At 50.0% G+C, this 21,390-nt stretch carries 14 protein-coding genes and 2 tRNA genes; 4 read left to right on the forward strand and 12 right to left on the reverse strand.

Features of this window, described 5'->3' with window-relative positions:
* Positions 1-147 precede the first annotated feature (147 nt).
* Positions 148-2,592 carry an endopeptidase La gene (lon, locus tag NX722_RS06075; protein WP_262567203.1) on the reverse strand — a complete coding sequence of 815 codons (2,445 nt, stop codon included), beginning with the start codon at positions 2,590-2,592 and terminating at the stop codon, positions 148-150.
* 146 nt (positions 2,593-2,738) lie between these two features.
* Here lon and NX722_RS06080 point away from each other — a divergent pair, with 146 nt between their 5' ends.
* The gene (locus NX722_RS06080; RefSeq protein ID WP_262567204.1) at positions 2,739-3,323 is read left to right on the forward strand and encodes a DUF924 family protein; all 585 of its coding nucleotides are present in this window, start codon (positions 2,739-2,741) and stop codon (positions 3,321-3,323) included.
* On the opposite strand, the gene NX722_RS06085 is transcribed toward NX722_RS06080, so the two are convergent.
* Together NX722_RS06085 and NX722_RS06090 are read right to left on the reverse strand one after the other, a co-directional pair.
* Positions 3,299-3,676: a hypothetical protein gene (locus NX722_RS06085; RefSeq protein WP_262567205.1), complete on the reverse strand. Its 378-nt coding sequence runs from the start codon at positions 3,674-3,676 to the stop codon at positions 3,299-3,301. The genes NX722_RS06080 and NX722_RS06085 overlap by 25 nt on opposite strands.
* Before the next feature lie 109 nt (positions 3,677-3,785).
* Positions 3,786-5,420, reverse strand: coding sequence for an IS1634 family transposase (locus tag NX722_RS06090; RefSeq protein ID WP_262563869.1), 1,635 nt, complete (start codon positions 5,418-5,420; stop codon positions 3,786-3,788).
* A gap of 239 nt (positions 5,421-5,659) precedes the next feature.
* Between NX722_RS06090 and NX722_RS06095 the strand changes: the two genes are divergently transcribed.
* Positions 5,660-5,749, forward strand: a tRNA-Ser gene (locus NX722_RS06095).
* A 37-nt stretch (positions 5,750-5,786) separates the two neighbouring features.
* A tRNA-Arg gene (locus NX722_RS06100) sits at positions 5,787-5,863 on the forward strand.
* Positions 5,864-5,885: 22 nt separating this feature from the next.
* Here the strand turns inward: NX722_RS06100 and NX722_RS06105 are convergent.
* Positions 5,886-6,050, reverse strand: a complete 165-nt coding sequence (locus NX722_RS06105) for a hypothetical protein (RefSeq protein WP_262567206.1) — start codon at positions 6,048-6,050, stop codon at positions 5,886-5,888.
* Positions 6,051-6,631: 581 nt separating this feature from the next.
* Here NX722_RS06105 and ltrA point away from each other — a divergent pair.
* Positions 6,632-7,897: a group II intron reverse transcriptase/maturase gene (gene ltrA, locus NX722_RS06110; protein ID WP_262563619.1), complete on the forward strand. Its 1,266-nt coding sequence runs from the start codon at positions 6,632-6,634 to the stop codon at positions 7,895-7,897.
* Between the two features lie 168 nt (positions 7,898-8,065).
* On the opposite strand, the gene mukB is transcribed toward ltrA, so the two are convergent.
* From mukB to NX722_RS06150, 8 genes are all read right to left on the reverse strand, one after another.
* Positions 8,066-12,502 carry a chromosome partition protein MukB gene (gene mukB / locus NX722_RS06115; protein WP_262567207.1) on the reverse strand — a complete coding sequence of 1,479 codons (4,437 nt, stop codon included), beginning with the start codon at positions 12,500-12,502 and terminating at the stop codon, positions 8,066-8,068.
* Positions 12,499-13,296, reverse strand: coding sequence for a chromosome partition protein MukE (locus NX722_RS06120; protein ID WP_262567208.1), 798 nt, complete (start codon positions 13,294-13,296; stop codon positions 12,499-12,501). The genes mukB and NX722_RS06120 overlap by 4 nt, the downstream gene beginning before the upstream one ends.
* A complete protein-coding gene (locus tag NX722_RS06125) occupies positions 13,286-14,656 on the reverse strand; it encodes a hypothetical protein (RefSeq protein ID WP_262567209.1) in 1,371 nt (456 codons plus the stop codon). Before NX722_RS06125 ends, NX722_RS06120 begins: the two co-directional genes overlap by 11 nt.
* A 249-nt stretch (positions 14,657-14,905) precedes the next feature.
* A complete protein-coding gene (locus tag NX722_RS06130) occupies positions 14,906-16,450 on the reverse strand; it encodes a hypothetical protein (RefSeq protein WP_262567210.1) in 1,545 nt (514 codons plus the stop codon).
* Between the two features lie 126 nt (positions 16,451-16,576).
* Positions 16,577-18,070 (reverse strand): hypothetical protein, encoded by a 1,494-nt coding sequence (locus tag NX722_RS06135; RefSeq protein WP_262567211.1) that lies wholly within the window; start codon positions 18,068-18,070, stop codon positions 16,577-16,579.
* A gap of 41 nt (positions 18,071-18,111) precedes the next feature.
* Entirely contained in the window at positions 18,112-19,788 is a 1,677-nt protein-coding gene (locus NX722_RS06140) for an HAD family acid phosphatase (protein ID WP_262567212.1), read from the reverse strand.
* 99 nt (positions 19,789-19,887) lie between these two features.
* A complete protein-coding gene (locus NX722_RS06145) occupies positions 19,888-20,631 on the reverse strand; it encodes a YciK family oxidoreductase (protein WP_262567213.1) in 744 nt (247 codons plus the stop codon).
* Entirely contained in the window at positions 20,624-21,367 is a 744-nt protein-coding gene (locus tag NX722_RS06150) for an HAD family hydrolase (RefSeq protein WP_262567214.1), read from the reverse strand. Before NX722_RS06150 ends, NX722_RS06145 begins: the two co-directional genes overlap by 8 nt.
* Between the last annotated feature and the right edge of the window lie 23 nt (positions 21,368-21,390).

Raw genomic sequence — 21,390 nt, forward strand, 5'->3', positions numbered from 1 at the left:
CGTTAACAGTCTCAGGTATTTTTGGACAGAGCCGTGCGCAGGCGTTATAAATATACATGCTCACTCATGTGTCCAAACGGGGGTTGCCCTCGTTCATAGAGCGTAAGAAAAAATCTGTGCCGCCTTATACTGGCGGCACAGTTCGTTTCAGCTTCTGTTTTTCTTTTTCGTTGTTTTGCGTGCTGCTTTTCTCGCAAACATCGCCTGATAGACATCGTTGTAAACGCTCGCGAAATGGACGACCATTCCCGACCGGATGTAGTCAGGCAGCTCGTCGTAATCGCGACGGTTTTCCTCTGGCAGAATCAGTTCTGAAATGCCCTGTCTGCGGGCTGCAATCACTTTCTCGCGAATTCCTCCGACAGCCAGTACCCGACCTGTCAGGGTCAGCTCTCCGGTCATGGCGACAGGTCTGGGCTTTTTCCCCTGTGCCAGTGAGATCAGAGCGGTAGCCATTGTCACACCTGCGCTGGGACCGTCTTTAGGGGTTGCGCCCTCCGGTACGTGCAGGTGGATAAAGGCCTTTTCAAAAAACTTTTCGTCGGCACCGAACTGGCCGGTCTGACTGGAAACGTAGCTATAGGCAATTTCAGCCGATTCTTTCATCACATCGCCCAGCTTACCCGTCAGCTTGAATCCGGCACGGTGACGATGCACCAGCCCCGCTTCCACCGGGAGGGTGGCACCGCCCATGGAGGTCCAGGCCAGCCCGGTCACCACGCCGACGCCGTCAATGGCTTTCTCTTTACGGAAGTAGGGTGCGCCCAGGTATTCCTCAAGGCTTTTGATGGTAACGCTCAGGCTCTTCTGCTTACCTTTCAGCAGTACCACCACGGCTTTGCGAATGATTTTCTGCAGTAGTTTTTCCAGATGACGAACACCCGCTTCACGGGCATAGCCTTCTATCAGCACTTTCAGAGTGGCGTCAGAAATTTTCAGTTGAGCCTTTTTCAGCCCGGCATTCTTCAGTAGTTTTGGCCAGAGGTGATTTCTGGCAATCGCCAGCTTCTCTTCGGTGATGTAACCGGACAGTCGTATGGTGTCCATCCGGTCGAGCAGGGGGCCGGGAATGGTGTCGAGCTGGTTGGCAGTACTGACAAACAGCACCTTGGACAGGTCAATGCGCATATCCAGATAATGATCCAGAAACTCACTGTTCTGTTCCGGGTCAAGAACCTCCAGCAATGCGGAGGCAGGATCACCCCGGTAGGAAGCACCAATCTTGTCAATTTCATCCAGCATAATGACCGGGTTGGCAACATCAACCTCTTTAAGCGCCTGAACCAGTTTGCCCGGCAGGGCGCCAATGTAAGTACGACGATGACCTTTTATTTCCGCTTCGTCCTGCATGCCCCCGAGACTGAAACGGTAGAACTTGCGGCCCAAAGATCTTGCGACTGAACGGCCAATGGATGTTTTGCCAACCCCGGGTGGACCAGCCAGCAACATGATGGAGCCGGAAATTTCTTTCTTGAACGCTCCGACAGCCAGAAATTCAATAATTCGATCCTTGACGTCTTCCAGCCCGTCATGGTCTTCGTCGAGTACCTTGCGGGCAAAGTCCAGATCAAGGTTGTCCTCGGAAAAACGTCCCCAGGGAACAGAAGTGGCCCAGTCCAGATAGTTGCGACAGATGGCATACTCCGGTGAACCGACTTCCAGAATAGACAGCTTCTTCAGCTCGTCGTCAATTTTCTTACGGGCGGTTTCAGGCACTTCAAGTGCTTCAAGACGGGACTCAAACTCTTCTATCTCAGCGGTACGATCATCCTTGGAGATTCCCAGCTCTTTCTGAATAACCTTGAGCTGTTCACGGAGGAAGAACTCTCTCTGGTGTTTGCTGATCTTACGATTGACTTCAGCATTGATTTCACCCTGCAGTCTTGCCACTTCCTGCTCTTTACGGATCAGGACCAGCACTTTTTCCATGCGCCGCTGGACTTTCAGGGTTTCCAGAACATCCTGCAGTTCCTGTCCGGGGGCGGTGGTGATAGCTGCAGCGAAGTCGGCCAGTGGGGAAGGGTCTTTGGGACTGAAGCGGTTCAGATAGTTTTTCAGCTCTTCGCTGTAGAGCGGGTTCAGCGGAATCAACTCTTTAATAGCCTGAATCAATGCCAGGGCATAGGCTTTGATTTCGTCGCTGTCGTCCTGAATATTTTCGGGATATTCCACCTGAACCAGATAAGGAGGACGTCTGCGTAACCATTGCTTGATGCGGAAACGCTGCATGCCCAGGGCGATAAACTGAATCTGGTCACCTTCACCCACTACATTATGAATTTTTACGGTGCAGCCAACCTCCGGAAAATCTTCCGGATCAACCTTACTGCCATCCCCCGGCATACCCGCTACATAGCTCAGACCCACCACCTTATGGGGGCTCTGGCTAACCCGTTGCAGAGTTTCTTCCCAGTCTTCGCTACTGAATACCAGTGGCTGAACCTGTGCAGGGAAGAATGGACGGTTGGATACAGGTATCAGGTAAAGTTTGTCTGGAAGAGCGTGTTCAGGAAGAACCAGTGTGGTGCCTGCTTCTACATCCTGCTCATCAGCAGAAATAACTTCTGGATCGGTAGATTCCTGGTCTGTCATGATGTTCGGTAACCGGTTTGATTTGTTGGAAAGGGTAATGACTATTTGGAGTCATTCTGGATATTTTCAATGGAGACTGAATTTAAGTATGGTTTACTGAATCGTGCTTGCCATCGATAAATGTCATGCCTGAGGGAGGCAAAATAATGAACAGTCAGCAGGTTCTGGATTTCTGGTTTGGCGGCGAAGCCCTTGGAAAGGCACAGCTTAAACGCTGGTGGCATAAAGACAGTGATGTGGATGCAGAAATAACATCCCGGTTTCTGGAGCTGGTTAATGACGTGCATCAGGGGCTTGGCGATAAGTGGTCGGAAAGGGCTGAAGGTCGGTTAGCCGCGATCATCTGCCTTGACCAGTTTCCCCGCAACATGTTTCGTGATCAACCCCGGGCTTTTCAGTACGACCAGAAAGCACTTGAACTGTGTAGGCAAGGTGTTGAAGGTGGTGCTTATCGGGAGCTGCCGTTACTCTGGCAATCTTTCTTTTTTATGCCACTGATGCACAGCGAAAATCTGGCGGATCAGAATGACTGTGTTAAACAGTTTACCCGGCTGGCAGACCAGGCTGACGGGCAACTGAAAGAGTATTTGTCCGGTTCTCTGGATTTTGCCAGACAGCATCGGGATATAGTGCAACAGTTTGGTCGCTACCCTCACCGCAATGCCATTCTCGGCAGAGAGAGTACAGCAGAAGAGCTGGCGTTTCTTCAACAACCCGGTTCATCGTTCTGAGGTTCAGTTTTAACAGGGTAGCGTTGGGTCATTTGAGGGCTGATGCCCTGAAGTTCAACAATGCCTGCCTGACGGGTGCGAAACTCGAGGGCTTCATGAAGGGTACTGAAACTGAACTCTGTGTAACGGCTGCAGCGACAGTAGTCTCTGTATTCGATATAAAGGATGAAACAGGTAGAGACGGTACTTTTGCCTGTTTTAACTTTTGCCTGTGACAACCAGGTATGAAGTGAACAGTTATACCGATTATGCCAGATCTGAAGATTGTATTGATCCAGAGCCCTGGGGGTGTACTCCGGCAACGTGTGTAGCGTGTGGGAGTGAATTGCGGGAATACTGGCTAGGGTATTCATTGAACAGCAGGCAGAAACCTTTCAGAAAATGAACGCCCATTAAATCAGTGTTGTTACTGTTGTACAAGACGGACTTTCCATAGGCTGAGACCGTCATTCACCACCCTATTCAGGAATAAATTTCTTGGTACGTTGAGCCCAAAATAAAAATGATCGTCGATTGCCTCTCCGATATTCCAACCATGTGTTTCTCCGTCCCGTTAACCGACAGCACATGAATCCCATCAAAGCACAGGAAAACCCATCTGCCCGTTGGGTTCTGGGCTGGTTTCTTCTTCATGTCCGGGAACGTTCGGCTCTGCCTTTTCAGTTCATAGCGGATTCGATGCTGAATTGCAGCATAGACCATAAGGCAGAGTGTCATCACCATTAACAGGGCCTCAATACGCTCAGGTTTTTTGAGATACAGTGAAGACACCAGAAAATCAGGGCTCTTCAGGAAGCGAAAACCTCTCTCAACCTGCTGCTGGGATTTATACGTCCTCAGTAGTTCGCCAGCGTCAAGCCGGGCTGTATCTGTATCGTTGGTTGCCAGAACAAAACAACCCAACGATGCTTCTGCATCACGACGAGTCTGTACAGCAACCGCGCAGGAGCCTGTCACATAATATTCATAGTGGTCGGGAACTGTCCCATCAGCAGGACGGCCTTTGGTTTTATAGCAGGGACTCTCGATGATCTCAGGTTCAGCCTGGCAGTATACGGACTGTTTTTGCCATAGCTTGAAAGCTTCCATGGCATCCGATTCGCAACAGAATGGCTTCTTGCCCAATTTCTCAAGTTCCTTGAATTCCTTCAGGGACTTTTTCTGCATACGCCTTGTCAGTGTCTTCTGTTCTGTTTTCTGGCTTTGATTATTTCGAAACAGTACCCAACGTTGTACGACACCTGCATAGTCAGACAGAGTTTCTACAGATTCGTAATGCTCAAACCCTTCAACCTCAACCATTGAGCGCAATGGCGCACTTTGAACCAGTTCTTTGGCTGCACCAATGTTGAGAGGAACTCTGGAGATAAACAACTGATCCTGCTGACTCAGTTCCTGAACGGTTTCAGCCACATACAATGCGGCATCACCGATGAAGTAACGGGCATTAAGTGCCGCTTTGAAGCTCTTTATATGCTCAGAAACCACTTGTTTGAAACTGGTCTTGTCCGTCACATTACCGCTGGCTGCTTTCATAAACATCGGAATGCCTGCCCGGTTTTCGGTCAGCAGGAGCAATATGGCCTGGTTCAGATCAGGACGATGATCTCGGCTGTAGCCCTTGCAAAGCCTGATGCAATTGAGGTCTTCGTCACTGACTTCCTCCTCGCTGTTATAACGGCCATCGACGTGAAATCCTGTGCCATCAAGGTTGAGTGCATCACATGGCAATTTGAGATGCGTAGCCACCTTGATAGCCAGCTCAAAATAGACTTTACTGACACCCAGTTCAAACAGTTCATCCAGTGTTCTTCCAAGAACTTTGTCGTTTATGTGCTCGGGCTCAATCCCCTCTCTGATCAGTTTATCGAGGGGTTTATTGGAGAAGAACTGAGGGAACATGTGGAGAGACTGCCCCGTAAAGCCGAGGCCATTGATAATCATCGCGACAACGGCCTCACCGTGGGAGATGTTCCATTCGTCAGATACTTTGGGCGCGCGCCTGTCGATATGGTCGGCAATGCCCAGCTCTTTGCACATTCCAGCCACTAGACCGAGATGATCCATGACCTGAGAGCGGTATTGAATAGGAGGCATAACAAGGCTTCTTGATATTTGCTTATCTGATAATAGATAGCAGGTATTAGGAAAATGTCATGCTGGGTGGTGAATGTCGGCTGAGAAGTTGAAAACGGACATTTTTTCTAACGATATCAGATGTTTGTCAGAAAAATGACTTGCTGGTTATTTTCCGAATTTTAACGATTTGCGGTTGCGAACTGACCGGCGTTTCTATACATTACGCCTCGTTCGCTGCTGAGGCGAACCACAAAAACGGTGAGGTGTCCGAGTGGCTGAAGGAGCACGCCTGGAAAGCGTGTATACGTTAACGCGTATCGAGGGTTCGAATCCCTCCCTCACCGCCATACAGTTTAATGAACGATGTTTGATAAAAAGTTTTGCGCGCTCGTAGCTCAGCTGGATAGAGTACCTGGCTACGAACCAGGCGGTCGGAGGTTCGAATCCTCCCGAGCGCGCCATATTAGAAGCCCTGCTGATTCGTTAGCAGGGCTTTTTTCGTTTGCCCAGCGAAGCGGGCAAACCCGTCAGGCTGAAAGAAGCCTGAGCCGCCCCGACTGAGGGGAAGGCAATCTGAATGGCAAGGGCGTAACTGGCCAACGGTTGGGTCTGAAGGAAGCCATAGGAAGTCAGAGGTACACAGCGCAAGCGAACCTGATTCGGCAGGTTGGGAGCGGCAAGCGTGCGAAATAGCGCAAAGCCCGATACTCAGTCAGTCCCAACTCTGTGCTTGAGGGTGGCATTTCTGACGGGGAACCGTTTAGTAACTGGGGAAGCCTGGCATCAATCTCTGAATCTCAGGGGCTGTTATCGCAAGAGGAAACTCAAGGGTAACAGTGGTGTGAGGTGGCAGATGATCCTGTAGTAGTGATGAAATTCCGGCCTGTGAAGGCGGGTAACCGTTCGGAGGGCAAAACCGGAATGACTACAGCCAGAGTGACTGTAGGGCATGTGTCGTCAAAAGCGGCAGATGTTGCGAAGGGGTGAAGCATTCTTAAAGAACAGTCAGACCGCAGGAATGACACTGTGAGCGCACAAGCTGCCTGACGAGGCAGGACATCTTCGGCTGGTGAGGTTGGGAACAATCCTGCTAAAAGAAAGAGCCGCGCTCGGGAGTAAAGGACAGGTAGCAGGTAGATTGCCTTGAGCCAGAACGCCTGTGAATGTCCATGAAGAATCCGGCCACAGTAGAAGGATGGCGCAATCTGTCTGTCGTGAGACAGTAACTGATGAGAGTATATTATAGCCTGTATGGGCGCTTGCTGACGATGGAAGCGCTTTACAACGGATTCAAAAAGGTATGGAAAGCGAAAGGTGCGGCCGGAATAGATGGGCAGAGCCTGAGCGACTACGCCTCGAATCTGCGTGGGAATCTTGAACAGTTACTGCTTGAATTGCGGGAAAAGCGCTACAAACCGCTACCGGTAAAGCGTGTAGAAATCGACAAAGAAGACGGTGGAAAGCGTCTGCTGGGAATCCCCGCAGTAAAAGACCGAATCGTCCAACAAGCACTTCTAAATATCCTGACCCCGATCTTTGATCCGGACTTCCACCCGTCCAGCTATGGGTACAGACCGAATCGAAGCTGCCATCAAGCCATTACCAAGGCGACCCTGTTCATACGAAAGTACGACAGACGCTGGGTGGTGGACATGGACTTGTCCAAATGCTTTGACCGACTCGACCACGAGTTAATTCTCAAGGCGTTCAGGCACAAAGTGGCAGATGGAAGCATCCTGAACCTGATCAGAATGTTCCTGAAAAGCGGGGTGATGGTTGGCTATCAACTGGAAGCCACGGAAACAGGCAGTCCACAGGGCGGAGTGATCAGTCCCTTAATCTCAAACGTCTATCTTGATGCGTTTGATCAGGAAATGATGCGACGCAAGCACAGGATTGTCCGCTATGCGGACGATATCCTGATTCTGTGTGGCTCCAAAGCAGCGGCAGAAAACGCTCTGAAAGTGGCGACCAAAGTACTGGAGCAAGACCTGAAACTGACGGTCAACCAGAATAAAACACACATAGCCCATAGCGGCGAGGGTGTGAAATTTCTGGGAGTTGAAATCCTGAGCAGCTATACGCGCATACAGGAAAAGAAGCTCAACGCACTGAAAGCAAAGGTAAAGCGAATCACGAAAAGGAATCGGGGAACGAACCTTGAAGGAGTAATCCGAGAACTGAACCCTGTGATACGAGGATTTGCTAATTACTTCAGGATAGCGAACTGTAGTCGTGAATTAAAACGGCTGACAGGATGGATGAGGCGCAGGCTGAGATGTTTACAACTGAAACAGTGGAAGAAACCAGCGAAGCTGCATCGTCGGCTGAAGCAACTGGGTTACAAGCCACCATTTAAGTACATCAAAATGCGTTCATGGAGAAATGCGTGCAGTCCCCTGTCGCATTTAGCCATGCCGAACAACTGGTTCAATGAGATAAAGTTGTTCAATTTGGAAGGCGTTAAAACGGGCGTTCTTGCCCCTTATTGTTAAGGGATAGAGAGTGCAGGAGCCGTGTACGAGGTCCGTACGCACGGTTCTGTGGGAAGGACGGGGCAATAGCCCCGCCCTACCTAATGTTTATCTCTGTTATGCGGGGCTGGTTTCACGACATGGTGCCTTTCCAGTCAGCAGTTGAATTGCCAGCTGGAAAGGCTGTTATCAGGCGGCTTCTCCAGTGGGCAGTTTTCCTCTGACTGCAGAGAAAATAACATGCTCACGTGGTTCCATTAACCGAACCATACGATAAGTGACGCCATTTTTTGGCTGGACATTATCCGGTGCGCCAATTAATAGTTGCAGCGACTGGTTTTCACACAACTCTTCCAGCGTGGCAAGCGCTCTGGCATCCAGACGTGCTGCTTCATCCAGAAACAGCAGCCGGTTGGCGCAGTGACCTTTCTGGTGGTTGCGCTGGGTGGCAACTTCCCATGAGTGCAGAACCATTGTCAGAACGGCAAGGCCAGTACCAATCGCTTCACCGGTGGAAAGATTGGTCGGGTTGGCGGGTTCAAACTGCGTACTGCCAGCACGCTTGATCAGCACTTTAAGGCGGATGTACTCCCGGTAATCCAGCAGACGCTCACCGGTTATGCTGCCACCGGTCTCTTTTTTAAAGACTTCTGCCAGTGCGTCTTCAATGCTCAGGTCTGACTGTTTGAACAGGTCACCGTAAAAGCGGTTCTGCAGGGCATTTAACACCTTTTCATGGGTTTCAATAACCTCCAGCTCCACTTTAATCGCCCTGATAGTTCCAAAATGGACGCTCGACAGGGCTGAGTTCAGCTGCATAATCTGCCGCCGTTGCATATTTATTTTCTGCTCAATGTTGCGCCCCATGCTGTCGGACTCAGTGAGAAAACGACATTCGGCATCGGCGAGGCGTGTTTCCAGCTTAGTTAGATGCTCTTCCAGTTGATTCAAAGCCTGCAGTGGGTCATCGGCTGTAGCCAGACTTTTATCCATGCGTTCATTGAGCAGCACCTGTGTTGCCGATACCAGGTGGAACAACAGTGGCAGATTGCTGGTTTCTGCGTCACGGATTTGTTGATACAACGTCGAATGACTTTCTGACTTCAATGCATTTTGCAGTGCTGCCCGGGCATTGGCGATGTGGTTAACCAGAAGATCAGCGTCGTTTTCCTGTAAATGCTGTTTATACAGGCGAGTATACAAGCTGGTGTCCTGTGCATGCTGGAGGATCTCTGCCCAGCCCTGACTTGCGGACTGACTTGCAGGCTCAAGGGTTGCCAGTTTTGAGTCATTGACCGAAGCCTGTTCTTCCCGCTGCTTCTGCTGAAGTTTCTGGTCTGCCAGAGTAGTAGAAAGGGTCTGCGCAGAATGATCGTGTTCGTCTTTTCTGCTGAGCAGTTGTTCAAGAGCTTCCTGATGCTCATCTACCAGATTGGGAGACCATTCCAGCGGGATGCCATTTGCCTGATTCTGTTTAAGCAGAATCTGGCCTTCATTACGTTTGATGATCTCTTCGTCAGTCGCAATATTTTTGTCCAGTGCCTGAAGCTGATCACTCAGCTGATCCAGCTCCTGTTGCTGAAAGCGCTTACGGGAATCTTTTTCTTCCCACTCCTGCCGGATTTGCTGTTGCAGGTCGCTGGTTTGATGTTTACGTGACTCAGATTCTTTAAAGCGCAGATAGGGCAGTTTCTGTTCGGTATTTTGCAGCTGGTCTTTCTGCTTGCCCAACAGGCTGATTTTCAGCTGCATGTCGTTGAGTTGCTGACGTAACTGACTGACGTCAGCGACCGGAGGTTTGTCCAGATAAAGTCGCAACTGTTCAAGCTGGTTGAGTGGCTGGTCGAAATGCTTCAACCATTCGCACGCTGTGTTCGCCAGTTCCAGCTGTTCTTCAACCTTCCCGATCTGTTCTTCCAGTTGATCCAGCTCAAGCAGGCTGGCGTCGGACTGGCGATATTCCAGAAACTGAATGACGGGTAGCAGACTGTTTAACTGTTGCTGCAACTGGTTTTGCTGGTGGGTGAGGGAGTGAAGCGTATTTTCAAGTGTCTGGAGCTGTTCTTCCAGCTTGCGCACCGGAGGTTCATTTTTGCCCAGCCAGAGGCCAACGGCTGCCAGCTTATCAAGAATTTCACTGGCCTGTTGTAGCTGTTTACGCCTCACAGCCAGAGCCTGTCGTTTATCCAGTAGTTCTTCTTCCAGATCAATCAGTCGCTGTCGTTCTTTCTTCCTGGCAAGACGACCAATAGTCGGGAACTCTGGTTCTTTACTGATTCGGGCAATATTGTCAGACAGGGTAACCAGTACACAGCCGTCTTCCGGCTGGTTCAGTGGAGCATTGATAAAGTCGTCTTCACTGAAGCTGTTTCCGGGAGCGCCCTGCATCAGCCATACATGTTCCGGGCGCTCTGCTTCGCTGCGAATAATGGCAGCGGCAGCCTCAATATTCCGAACCATCAGAGCCTGTCGCAGCGGTCCCATTTTTGCTTCGAGCCAGGCAGCCTCCTCAATGGAAATATCGTCATCGTCAAAGTAGCGACTGACAATTTCCCCTCCGGTCAACTCAGCAAGTCGTTGCAGTTGTGAGTTGTCTTCTGATTCCAGCTGTTCCAGCCCCCGCAATCGGTTGCGGGTGGTTTTTAACTGTTCTTCCTGTTCTACATCCAGCCGGTTAAGGGTGAGCTGCTCTGAGCTGATGGTCTGGCGGGCATGGGTCAGGTCTTCTGCCCGGGTCAGGGATTGTTCAGGCAGAAGATTCAGGAAAGCGTCACTCAGTTGCTGGACATTCGACCATTGACGATGGTCTTCTATTGCCCGCTTCAGGTCATTACGAAGTTGCATCTCCCGCACGCGATTATCCTGCAACTGAAAGTCACAGGTCTCTTTCAGGGCAGTCTGCTCTGCCTGTTGTTCGCTGGCTTGTGCTAGCGTGGTCAGCCAGCTGTCTGTACTTTTCAGCGAACCTTGCCAGGACTCTGGCAGTCGTTTTATCTCATTGATCAGAGAGTGACGACGCTGGAATTGTTGTTTCAGATTCCGGTGTTGTTGATTATACAGTGGCAGTTTACTGGCAAGTTGTCGTTTTTCCCGACCAGTATTCAACCACTGGTCTGCCGCGTGAGCCACCTTGTCGTCAGTGATGGTCTGTTCGGCGGTATCATCGGAGGAGCATAAAAAGGAACGTAAAATGGCTTGAGCCTGATCAAATCGCTGACGAATAAGTTCCATCTGCTCCAGCATTGGTTTCTGGCTGAAATAGCTGTCCTGCAGGCTTTCACGCTCTGTTGTAATATCCTGTACAAAGCGGGCAAGGTTCTCACTGTCCAGTGAAGGTTCATTTAGCAGCAGGCGGGATTCATCCAGGCTGCGAATGGCTTCCTGATACAGGCCTGCTTTTCGCAGCTCTTCAGAATACGCCTGTTTGGCATCAGACAGTTGTTTTACCAGACCGTTCAGGTCTTCATCCAGCTCGGTAACAACCTTCATCTGACGGGCTTTCTGTTCTTTCAGCAGAGATTGATGGCCGTGCTGTTCTTTCAGGAACTCCCTGAGATTGGTTATTTCATGGGTCAGCTGTTCCTGTTCGCTGTGCAGCCGCTCAAGCTCTCTGGACTGATCCAGTCGGGTTCGGGTTTGATGCTCCTGTTGGCTGAGCTGGTCACGGGTTGTATTCAACTGCTCCAGCTGGTGTTCCAGCGTGTCGATCTGCTGCTGACCGCCTTCCAGTTCAAGCTTCAGTGTCTCCTGTTGCTGCCGGGTATGACGCAACTGCTGCTGTAACCGGGTATGACGCTGCTCTGCCAGTGCCAGTGTATTTTCACCAAGGGTGTAGCTGGATTCGAGAACGTTTTTAATAAACTCCCGCTTGCCACGGCTCGAATCAATCTGCTGTCGTGTATTGCGGGTTTCCTGCAGGGCATTCTGCATGGAACTGACAGAAGTGCGAACATTGCTGTCTGATGGCAGCAGATAATCCCGCAGACTTTTTTGCAGCTCTGAGGACAGGCCGCCATACAGGCTGGTTTCCAGCATGCGATAATAACGCTGGCGATCCTGGCTGCTGTCCATGCGACGGGGCAGTATACGGTTTTCAAACTGCCAGGCCATGTACAATCCCAGCGACTTAAAGTTTTCCAGTGTGCCGCCCAGTCGTGCAATATGGCCTTTCAGTGCCTTGCCTTCGATAGGTTCATAACGACCTTCTCCGGTTGGTTTCATCAACAGGTCGCGGACAGGGATATCATGATCGATACCGTTAATAGCCGAGAGTTTGATCTCTACTCTGGGTTTGCCCAGACGTTTGAGCTGGACGACGGCAATGACCCGTTTGCCGTCATAACGTTCATAATCAACGACGGTGTAACAGACGCCTTGGTCAATACGTCCCCAGACGCCGTTATCGCTGCGGTCGGAGCCGCTGTCGGAATTGTTACGCAGACGAATAAGACGGTTGTCTGGTACCCGGTTAATCAGCAGAGCGCCCATGACGGTGGTTTTGCCTGCACCATTGTGGCCGATCAGGTTACTCATCAGGTGGTGCATGGACAGGGTTTTGAAAAATATACCCTTGAAGTTGACCAGTGTCAGGCTTTTGATTGTTGTGCGTTTATTGCTCTGGCTCATGCATGGGCATCCTCAATGACTTCCTGTTTCTGTTGTGGCTCTGTTGCCTTCTGGTCTGAGTCAGGTTGTTTCTGATTGGGCAATACAGAGTGTTCGTCGTCTGCCATTTCATCGTCCGCTTCAAGGCAGGCGCTGCCAGTGGCCACCAGTTTCTCCAGCGCTTCTTTTGTAATGGCTGCTGAACGTACAGGCTCTATAAAGCGCATCAGCGGGCCTTGAGTCTGAATCTGGTCAGCCCGAATGCCTTCCAGACGGATCATGCCCAGTCTTGCCAGCTGGCGCAGGGTTCGTTTCAGAACCTCCATGCCCTTGTCCCGGTCCAGCTGGGTATCCAGTTTTTTTCGATCCAGCAGCTTTGCCAGTCGTTCTTCGTCAATCAGCATACGAAGCCGTTCATAGATCGCATCGGCCGTTATCCAGCCACTGCCTTCCAGTTGTTCCGGGTCCAGGTGGTAAAGCGCCAGCAGCTGACCTGTTACCATTCCAAGTTCGTCTATTTTTCGGGAACGAATAAGGTTTTTGCTGCCCAGATTGGGGCGCAGGTAATAAAAATCTTCCTGAGCCCTGACCAGGTCGACTCCGTAGCGTCGATAATGAAGGGTCAGCCAGTGTTCACCATTTTGCAGCATTGCGTAAAAATGGGTATGGCGGCTGTCTATGTGTTCACCACGGCGCAGGCGGCTGTCCAGTGCCGCAAACTGGTCGTCATTAATAATGTCAGCCAGATTGTTGTAGGGCGTATTGTTCAGCGTTTCCGTGCTGTGTGTTTCAACAATAGGGTCTTCAGTGTTCAAGGGCGAACTCTCTGTCTTTGTGTTCTGACGTTGTTTTGGTGGGGTGCATATTGCTGTCCAGCGTCAGGCTTTCTACTTCAAAGCCGGTTAGAATTTCATGCCAGACTGTGTCAGGTATTCTTTTGCTGTCCTGCTGGTTTCCCAGCCGGGTCATGGCTTCAAACAGCCAGCCTGCGGACTGATGCAGACGGTAAGCAGGCACCTCGCTGGCCAGCAGGGACATGGCCTCTTCATAACTGGGAAGATAACCTTTGTCGTTTACAAGGGCTTTGAGCCAGCTGATCACTTCTTCTTTCATGGCATCAAGGTCATCCATTTCGGTAATGATGTCGTCTTCATCAATGATGCCTGTGTTGTCCTGCTGGCGGCTGAGGGTTTCAATTTCCCGCAGGCGAGTTAACGGCTCATCATCTGCGCAGCGCAAAAACCAGGGCTGCTGCCCGAAACGCTGCAAGGCGTCCAGTGTTCGCTCCATCAGCGCCTTGCGCTCATCCATATTGATAAACTGACGCAGATACTGGTGGGTGCGCTGATGGAAGTTTTCCCAGTGTTCCAGTCGTTCGCTGCTCCAGTGTTCAATACGGTCAAGATGGTGTTCCAGTCGAACAACAGACTGAACGGCAGGCAGACGCTGCACCTGTTCACAATGCTGACCTATGCTTTCGAGCAGTTGCCGGAGTTCGTGGCAGGAAGCCAATAGTAACTGTTGTAAATCCTGCAGTCGCTCCTGGGTATCAACCAACAGATTTTCACAACGGGACATGGCATTTTGCCAGTCGTGCTTCAGCAGTGATACGACCTCTTTACGGGTCTCAATCGCTTCGGTGTCGAGCTGGCGCTGGCGGTGGTCAATGGCTGTGACCAGCTGCCGGACGGTAACATCCAGTGGGGCTTCAACCTGGAGTTTCCAGAACTGGTCGTTACCGCCAGCTCTGGCTGCGTCACGAATTTCCTTTAAATGCCTGGAAATGGTCATAAATAAAGTGCGCAGAGCCGTTTGCGAGGCATCAAAGCCGATGCAGATGGATTCGACAATCTGCTCAGACACCGGGGGCAGCAGATAAGCGTGTGGGCGTCGTCCTCCACTTTCCAGACAGATCAGCAGATGCTGTCCCAGCAGGCGACGAATTGTGTCGTTGCAGCGTCGCTGACGACTGTCTTCCGGGTTGCCCGTGCCTTGCCGGTCAACGGTCTCAAACACCAGATGCAACTCTTCTTCACTGAACTCGGGCTGGGACTCCTGGTCTTTCCAGAATTTGAGTGCAGCCAGATAGGCAATATCCGCAGGCTGAAGAAGAATTTTCTGACCACTGGCCAGAATTTTGCTGACCAGCGCGGGAATGTCTCGGGTGGGGTTCAATCCTGACTCCGATAATCAGATAAGCCCCATTGTTATAGCGGCTTACGTGGTATGAATGTTGGTTAATAGTTGATTATGAAAAACAGCCATCGAGGCGTAAAGTTTTTTTGTTGTTGTCAGGCTGGAAGGTTGCGTATTAATACAGGGATTCTGAGGAGTTCTGGGGGTATATCTGTGTTGGCTGGTTACTTTTAACTCATCGGGTTGTGGTGTTCTGGCTGATAAACTGGCTCATGCTGTAGCCGTGTATTATTCTCTGCCAGCCCTGTTAGCCAGTTCTTGTACAGAGGTTGCGTAGTTGTCGAGCATTGTTTCCTGGTGCGGACCGTACATCATGTGTCTGGCAAATGTATTATCAATTTTATTTACAAAATTCGGGTCAGTCATTTTTTTTGCGACCATCTGACAAAGCTCGGTGCGTAACCGGGCAGCGGTTTGTCTGTCTATTGTGCTGGTTTTTACTGATTCTTGAATATCGGCCAGAGCCTGTTTAAAGTCATTTGGGGTTTTTGCCATCCCCATCACGGTTTTAAGCGGTCGGTACGTTGCGGGCATTCCCTCCGTCCCTTTCAAAAAGCTCTGCATCCTCAGAGGCATACCCTTGACAATGTTTTTGTAGCGCGAGTCATTGGCTGTGCCTGGTTGCTGGTTAGTCTGAGTAGCTGTAACCGCTTCCTGCCTTTGCTGTTGAGGAGGAGTGGGTCGTTTGCCTGTTTCAGTCTGTTGAGGTTGCTGATTTGTTTTTTCCTGGTTAGCCTTCTGTTGTTCGTTTGCTTTTTTCTGTGCTGTTTTCAGTGTTTTCTGCTCTTTCTTTTGTTGTATCTCCTGCTTCTTTATATTGTCTTCCCGGTGTCTGGCTTCATACAGGTTCTTTTTAGCTCTCTTTAACTCCCTTGTCAGTTGCGGCAGTTTTCTGTTCTTAATATCAGTCTGTATATTCTGCACATCGTTTCTGAATGTATCGCCCATATCGACTTTGTTTTCGTGTGCTTTGTTTTCAGCCTTAATTAACTTGTCCGCATTGTTTAAAGCAGACTTTGCGATGGAAACTTGCTTTTCAAAGAACTTTACGATGACCTTGTGTGCTTTTGATGAAGTTGCATTTGTGTCTATATTAGCTTTTAAATGGTCGAAATCGTGTTGCAAATGTTGGTGTTTTTTACTGAGTTCTGATTGCTGCTTGTTCTTGTAGTTGAAAAATGCCAGTTTTGCTTTTGCATCTTTTAATTTGAATTCTGTTGTTGTCAGAGTATTTCTGGCGGTCAGTGCTTTTCCTTTTGCCCTCATTATTACGTTTTGGGAAACAGGCGGCTGAGTTGTTTCCATCTCCTTGATAAGGCCATGAAGATCGCTAACCGTTGACCTGGCACTTTTAACCTGTGCATTCAGAGTTTTTATCTGGCTTTTGTGTTCAGAGACGGTTTTTTTGTCCTGCACCTCAATGGGCTTTTTATTTATTTGCTCAAGCCGGTTGTTCAGTGCATCTAATTTGCTGGAAAGTTGACGTTCTTGAGATGAGGGCTCAGCGTTTGGCTGAATAGCTGATTGTGGGCGCGGCAATATGGTTTTTACCTGATCATCAGGTAGTTTGGCTGTTTGTCGCTGACTCAGGGTTTTAGGCTCTGTAGAGTCGGGAGGAGGTGGAGCAGGGCGCTTGATGCGTTTGCCTGCTGCAGGCCGCACGTATCGATTTATTGAAGATGCATGAGTATTTTTTACAGGTGAAGGTGATACATCAGGGCTTAAGCCTTGAATGCCCGGCGAAATGCCCCCTGACTGAATGGTTTGTGCCATATTGCTCTATAACTCAATGATATTAAAGATATTCTTTTCAGGCTCTTATATAGGATAGCAACAGGGCTTGACTTGCCCTGTGCATTCAGAAGCTTTTTTCAGCAGTAATCCCTGGCAGGCAGGGGGTTACAGCCCGTCTTTATCCAGGCAGAGGATGGCAATTGTGGAATGTGTACTGGTTCTGACAGTGGTCACAAACAGAGCGCATTTCTGCTCAGGGTCATTGGTCGTTAGTGGGTCAAAAAACGGGAAGGTGGTATCAGAATCAAACTGTGAGGCAGCTGGGGGAACCTCTAGTAAAGCAGGGGTATAGCGTTGGTGAATGATGTTTGATGAAAACTCATTAGCAGTGAAATTTTTGTATAAATCGGTTTTATATAAGAAGAGCTGGCTTCTGTCGCCAGGATTAAACACTCTGGACGGAGCGATGTTGCCGATAAAGTAAAGCTGTTTATTATTGCCGTTAAATGTCTGCAGAGTGTTTTTAGTCCATGGATTATCAAAAACAGACAGAGGCTTGCAGGTCATTCTGCCCCGGGGAGTATCGCACTTCAGGATCACTGAATAAGCGGTACCATTACGTTCTGCAAACATGGCCGGTGCTTGTTTTCTGGCGCTGTTGTCAGGAAATTCGATGCGTGTACGCAGGTGAACCATAGTCAGATCAGGGGTGTTCTCATAGAAAATAATATCCGGCTGAAGAGCTACATAGTTAGTGGAGTCCATAATGCTGTCAGCAAAGGAGGATCTTTCCTGCCAGGTTATAGGGGAAACTTCAAAATCTTTGAATGCTTCTGAAATACTGGCTTTGAACTCACTCAGGGCATGGCTGTTGTGTTTTTGTTCGTTGTAAAGGCTTATTGCACTTTCAATCTGCAGTACCCAGTTGGTCTTTTTCATATACGTTGCGGTACTAACTTCATAGCTTGCTTCGGTGCTGGTCATCTGACGCCATTGGCGCCCTCCTAGCACTAAATGATTACCACGAATTTTCCAGAACACCTCGGGGACAATATCGTCGGATTTTGAGAATGAAATGTCGTCAAGCACTGTCCAGCCGTTTAACTCATCTGATTCCTGATCACTTTTCATGCTCAGCCCGACGCCATTAAATAAGAGCTTGCCGTTATCAGTAGTGCGGGGTTTTCTTCCAATAACGAAGCTGTAGCCTTTGTAGCGGATTAAAACAGGATCTGTCAGTTTGCTGCTGTGAACCCTGGCTGCTTTAAGGTCTTTTTCAAAAGGCTCGGATTCAGAGCTGATCCCGGGGTTTATTTCTGTTGTGACCTCATACGCGTAACCTTTGCCGGCAAACTGGTCTTCCTTGCGTCCCTGAAGATAGTAAATCACTGAACACCGCAGGTGGCCTGTTACTTTGGAAGAAGGTATGCAGTTGATCTGTGCGGCTTGCATATCCTTCACGGGCTCCCTGTTTTCTGAAGACTCTGGAGGGTAGTAGAGAAACCAGTGCTTCTTTATGAGATTCTGATTGATTGTCAGCTTATGGTTCAGAAAATCTTTGTTATTGGTGAACTTTACCTCTGTCTGCCCCCGGGCGCAGATGACATTCAGGGACAGGAACAGGCAAATAATCTGGAGAAGCTTGTTTGGATGATTCATTTCGAAAGCCTGACGTTAATGTGAGCTACTTAATGAGCTATTTAATTAGAACGACCATTGCGTGACCACTTTTCTGGCCAGTCCAGAAGCAGGGAGCGCCTGAGTTCAGCCAGCTCCTCCCAGCTCATCAGAGTGAGTCTCCGGTTCTGTTTTTGTGCCTCGATGCTGTAAAACTGCCGCATCCAGACTGTATTTAAAGGGTTTGGAAGAACAATATAATCGTTGCCAAACTGGGATTCCGCCGCCGCTGCCGATTCTTTCAGGCGTGGGTCAAGTTGCTGCTCAGTGAGGCTGAAGTCCGACAGCAGGTCGCCAATCATCAATACAATGTCATGTTTTTTATTGTCGATATCACCATTCTGGATGGCGGCTCGTTTTAGATCTTTGCTGCAGTGTTTTTTGTGGCGGGCAGGGCAATGTTCTTCCTTCAGCAGAACATGCTGCCGGTCAGCATAGGGAAAATGGTAGTCTGCAAGCTTTTTAATCGTCGCGGTTTCTACTTCAGTGTCTTCATTGTCCGGTATTTTTGAAAGCGGGCGTGAAGAGACGTAAAAAATTTCATAACCCTTCTGGCTGGCAGAATTAAGAAACTCTGCCGCCCCCGGGATCGGTCTGGAATGCTGGTGCTCGGTCAGGAACCAGTTGTGGTCAAACCGGGCAGACCTTTCATCGTGTGGATTGGTAAGGTTCGCCCTGATGGTCGTGAAATCAAGCACCGTTCCGTCAATATCAGCAATGATAGCCGGATTGTTGTAACTGCCTGCGGGCATCTTGTTAATCAGTTGTTCAGCCCTGTTGTAAGCCTGATAACACAGGGCGGTGAAATCGGCAGAAGTGTGTGTCCAGACACTGGCAAGGGTCAGATGCTGGGCATAGTCCTTATCGGTAATGGCATGAAAGCGGCTATCTGTCAGAGCTGCAAGGCGATGTTCATGCTTTTCCTGAGGTGTCATTTTGCTGTAACCGGGTGCCAACGAATCTTCCCAGGCTCCGTAGACCGTGTTGGGGAAAAGATACCAGTCATTGCCAAAACGGGCTTTGTTGTCAATAACCCACTGGCGTCGCAGCCGATAGTCGTTGTCAGGCGCTTCACCGAGATCGGACAGCTGATCGCCAAAGACCATGAGGATATGATAACCACGGTCGCGGATGGACTGTCGCTTTCCTTCTTTGCTGAGGGTTGTGTTAGTGGTTTCCTGTAGCAGAATATGGTCTTTGTCGATGACCGGGAAGCCAAACTCTTTAAGCTTATTAAATGTCACCTCTTTGACTTCATTAAACCGGCCACTGATATAGAAGACTTCAATACCCTGCTTGTGTACATCGTTGAAAAACCGGACGGTTCCCGGCAGCGCAAAGGACGGCTGGTTGCTCCACCACCGGATAGAACGTTCTGTGCTTCGGCTCTGGTCAGTACCCTGAAGGCTGGTGAAATAGATGGTGCCGTCTATCAGGGTGTCGTCAATGTCAGTGACGATCGCAAGCTTCTTACCCTCAGGCGCTTTCTGGAGCGCTGCTGGCAAATTTTGTCGGGCAGTATTGAAGACCTGGTAAAACAGGGCGTCGTATTCCGGGGCATGTTGCTGCCAGTTACCGGCAATAACTATTTCCTCGTTCAGGTCTTTCTGGGAGTATTCGCTGGCTTGAGCAAGGCTTGAAAGGACTATATATAGCAGGAATAAAGGTGCTGTTCTGGAGTTGTGCCTTGTGTTGAGCATGAGAGCCTCGACCGTTTTGATTCGTTTGAGATAAGCATTAGACGAATAAAACTAGTCGAGGGTTCCTGAGTCAGTCAGGTATTCGGTTGATTTTTCTGGTTAACGCTGGGCGTGAAAAGCCTTGCCATTTGCATCCAGACTGTCTTTGCCCATCAGATAAAGGTACAGGGGCATAATATCTTCAGGGGTAGCGTTGTCGTCTGGTGCTTCCGCAGGAAATGCAGAAGCGCGCATGGCGGTTCCTGTAGCGCCGGGGTTCAGGCTGTTGACGCGTACCTGGCTGATGCCATCTTCTTCGTCGGCCATGGTCTGCATCAACCCCTCTGTGGCAAACTTGGAAACACTGTAGGCACCCCAGTTGGCTCGACCTTCATGGCCAACGCTTGAAGAGGTGAAAATGATCGACGCCTGTTCAGCATTGCGCAGTAATGGCAGTAACTCTCTGGTCAGCAGGAAAGGGGCTGTGAGGTTAACCTGCATCACCCGTCGCCAGGTTTCCGCATCATACTGAGCAATCGGCTTAAGCTCGCCAAGCAGGGCGGCATTGTTCAGTAGTCCGTCCAGATGGCCAAACTCCTGCTCCAGTGTGGCAGCAAGATTGGCGTAGTCCTGTTCGCTGGCACCTTCAAGGTTCATCGGGTAAATAGCCGCCTGTGGCCAGCCATTATCTTCGATTTCGTCGTATACGGTTTCCAGTTTGCTGATAGTTCGCCCCAGAAGAATAACCGTAGCGCCGTGTCTGGCATAGGTCAGGGCGGCTGTTCGGCCTATTCCGCTGCCAGCGCCGGTGACCAGTACGACTTTGTTTTGTAATAAGTCAGCAGGAGCGTCGTAATTAAACATCCGTAGTAACTCCGGGGTGGGGTGAACGATGGCGTGGAATGTGCCACTGATGGTTATTCAGCCAGGGCAGCAGCTGGTTGGCCTGTTGGATATCCAGGTCGGCCTGCCAGCTGAACGGTTGCTCCTGAGGCGTGATGTAGCCGTAATGAGCAGTGACGGTAAACATACCCGCACGCCTGCCCGCAATAATGTCCCGTTCGTGGTCCCCTACATAAATAGTGGCTTCCGGTGAGCATTTGGCTTGCTTGCTTGCCAGCAACAGGGCTTCGGGATCTGGTTTGGCCTGGCTGACATTCTCCGGGCAGATCAGGGTGTGGCAGCGCTGCATCAGCAGGCTTTGTTCAACCAGTATGTGGGCGTAGGGTTCGGGCTTGTTGGTAACAATGCCCCAGGGAATGCCTTTGTTATCCAGTGCGTCCAGAAGGGCGGGAATGCCCGGGTACAGCTGTGCCGGGTTACTGCGGTCAGCCTGTTTGATCAGCCGGTCGTAGTAGTCGAGTAACCGGTTGCGCTGAAGCTCGGTTTCTTCAGAGCCCGGCTCCAGCTGATAAGCTAGCTGGACCAGTCGGCGGGAACCGGCTGAGACGTTGTTGCGAATGATACTGGCGTCCAGTAAAGGTTGTTGGTCGTCGGTCTGCATTTGGTGAACAACCGTTACAAAGTCACTGGCGGTGTCCATCAACGTTCCGTCAAGGTCAAATAATACACCTTCAATGGCATATTCGTTGTTTGGCATAGTCTCTCCGGTGTAGTTAGCTA

This window comes from Endozoicomonas gorgoniicola (assembly GCF_025562715.2).
Lineage (GTDB): Bacteria > Pseudomonadota > Gammaproteobacteria > Pseudomonadales > Endozoicomonadaceae > Endozoicomonas_A > Endozoicomonas_A gorgoniicola.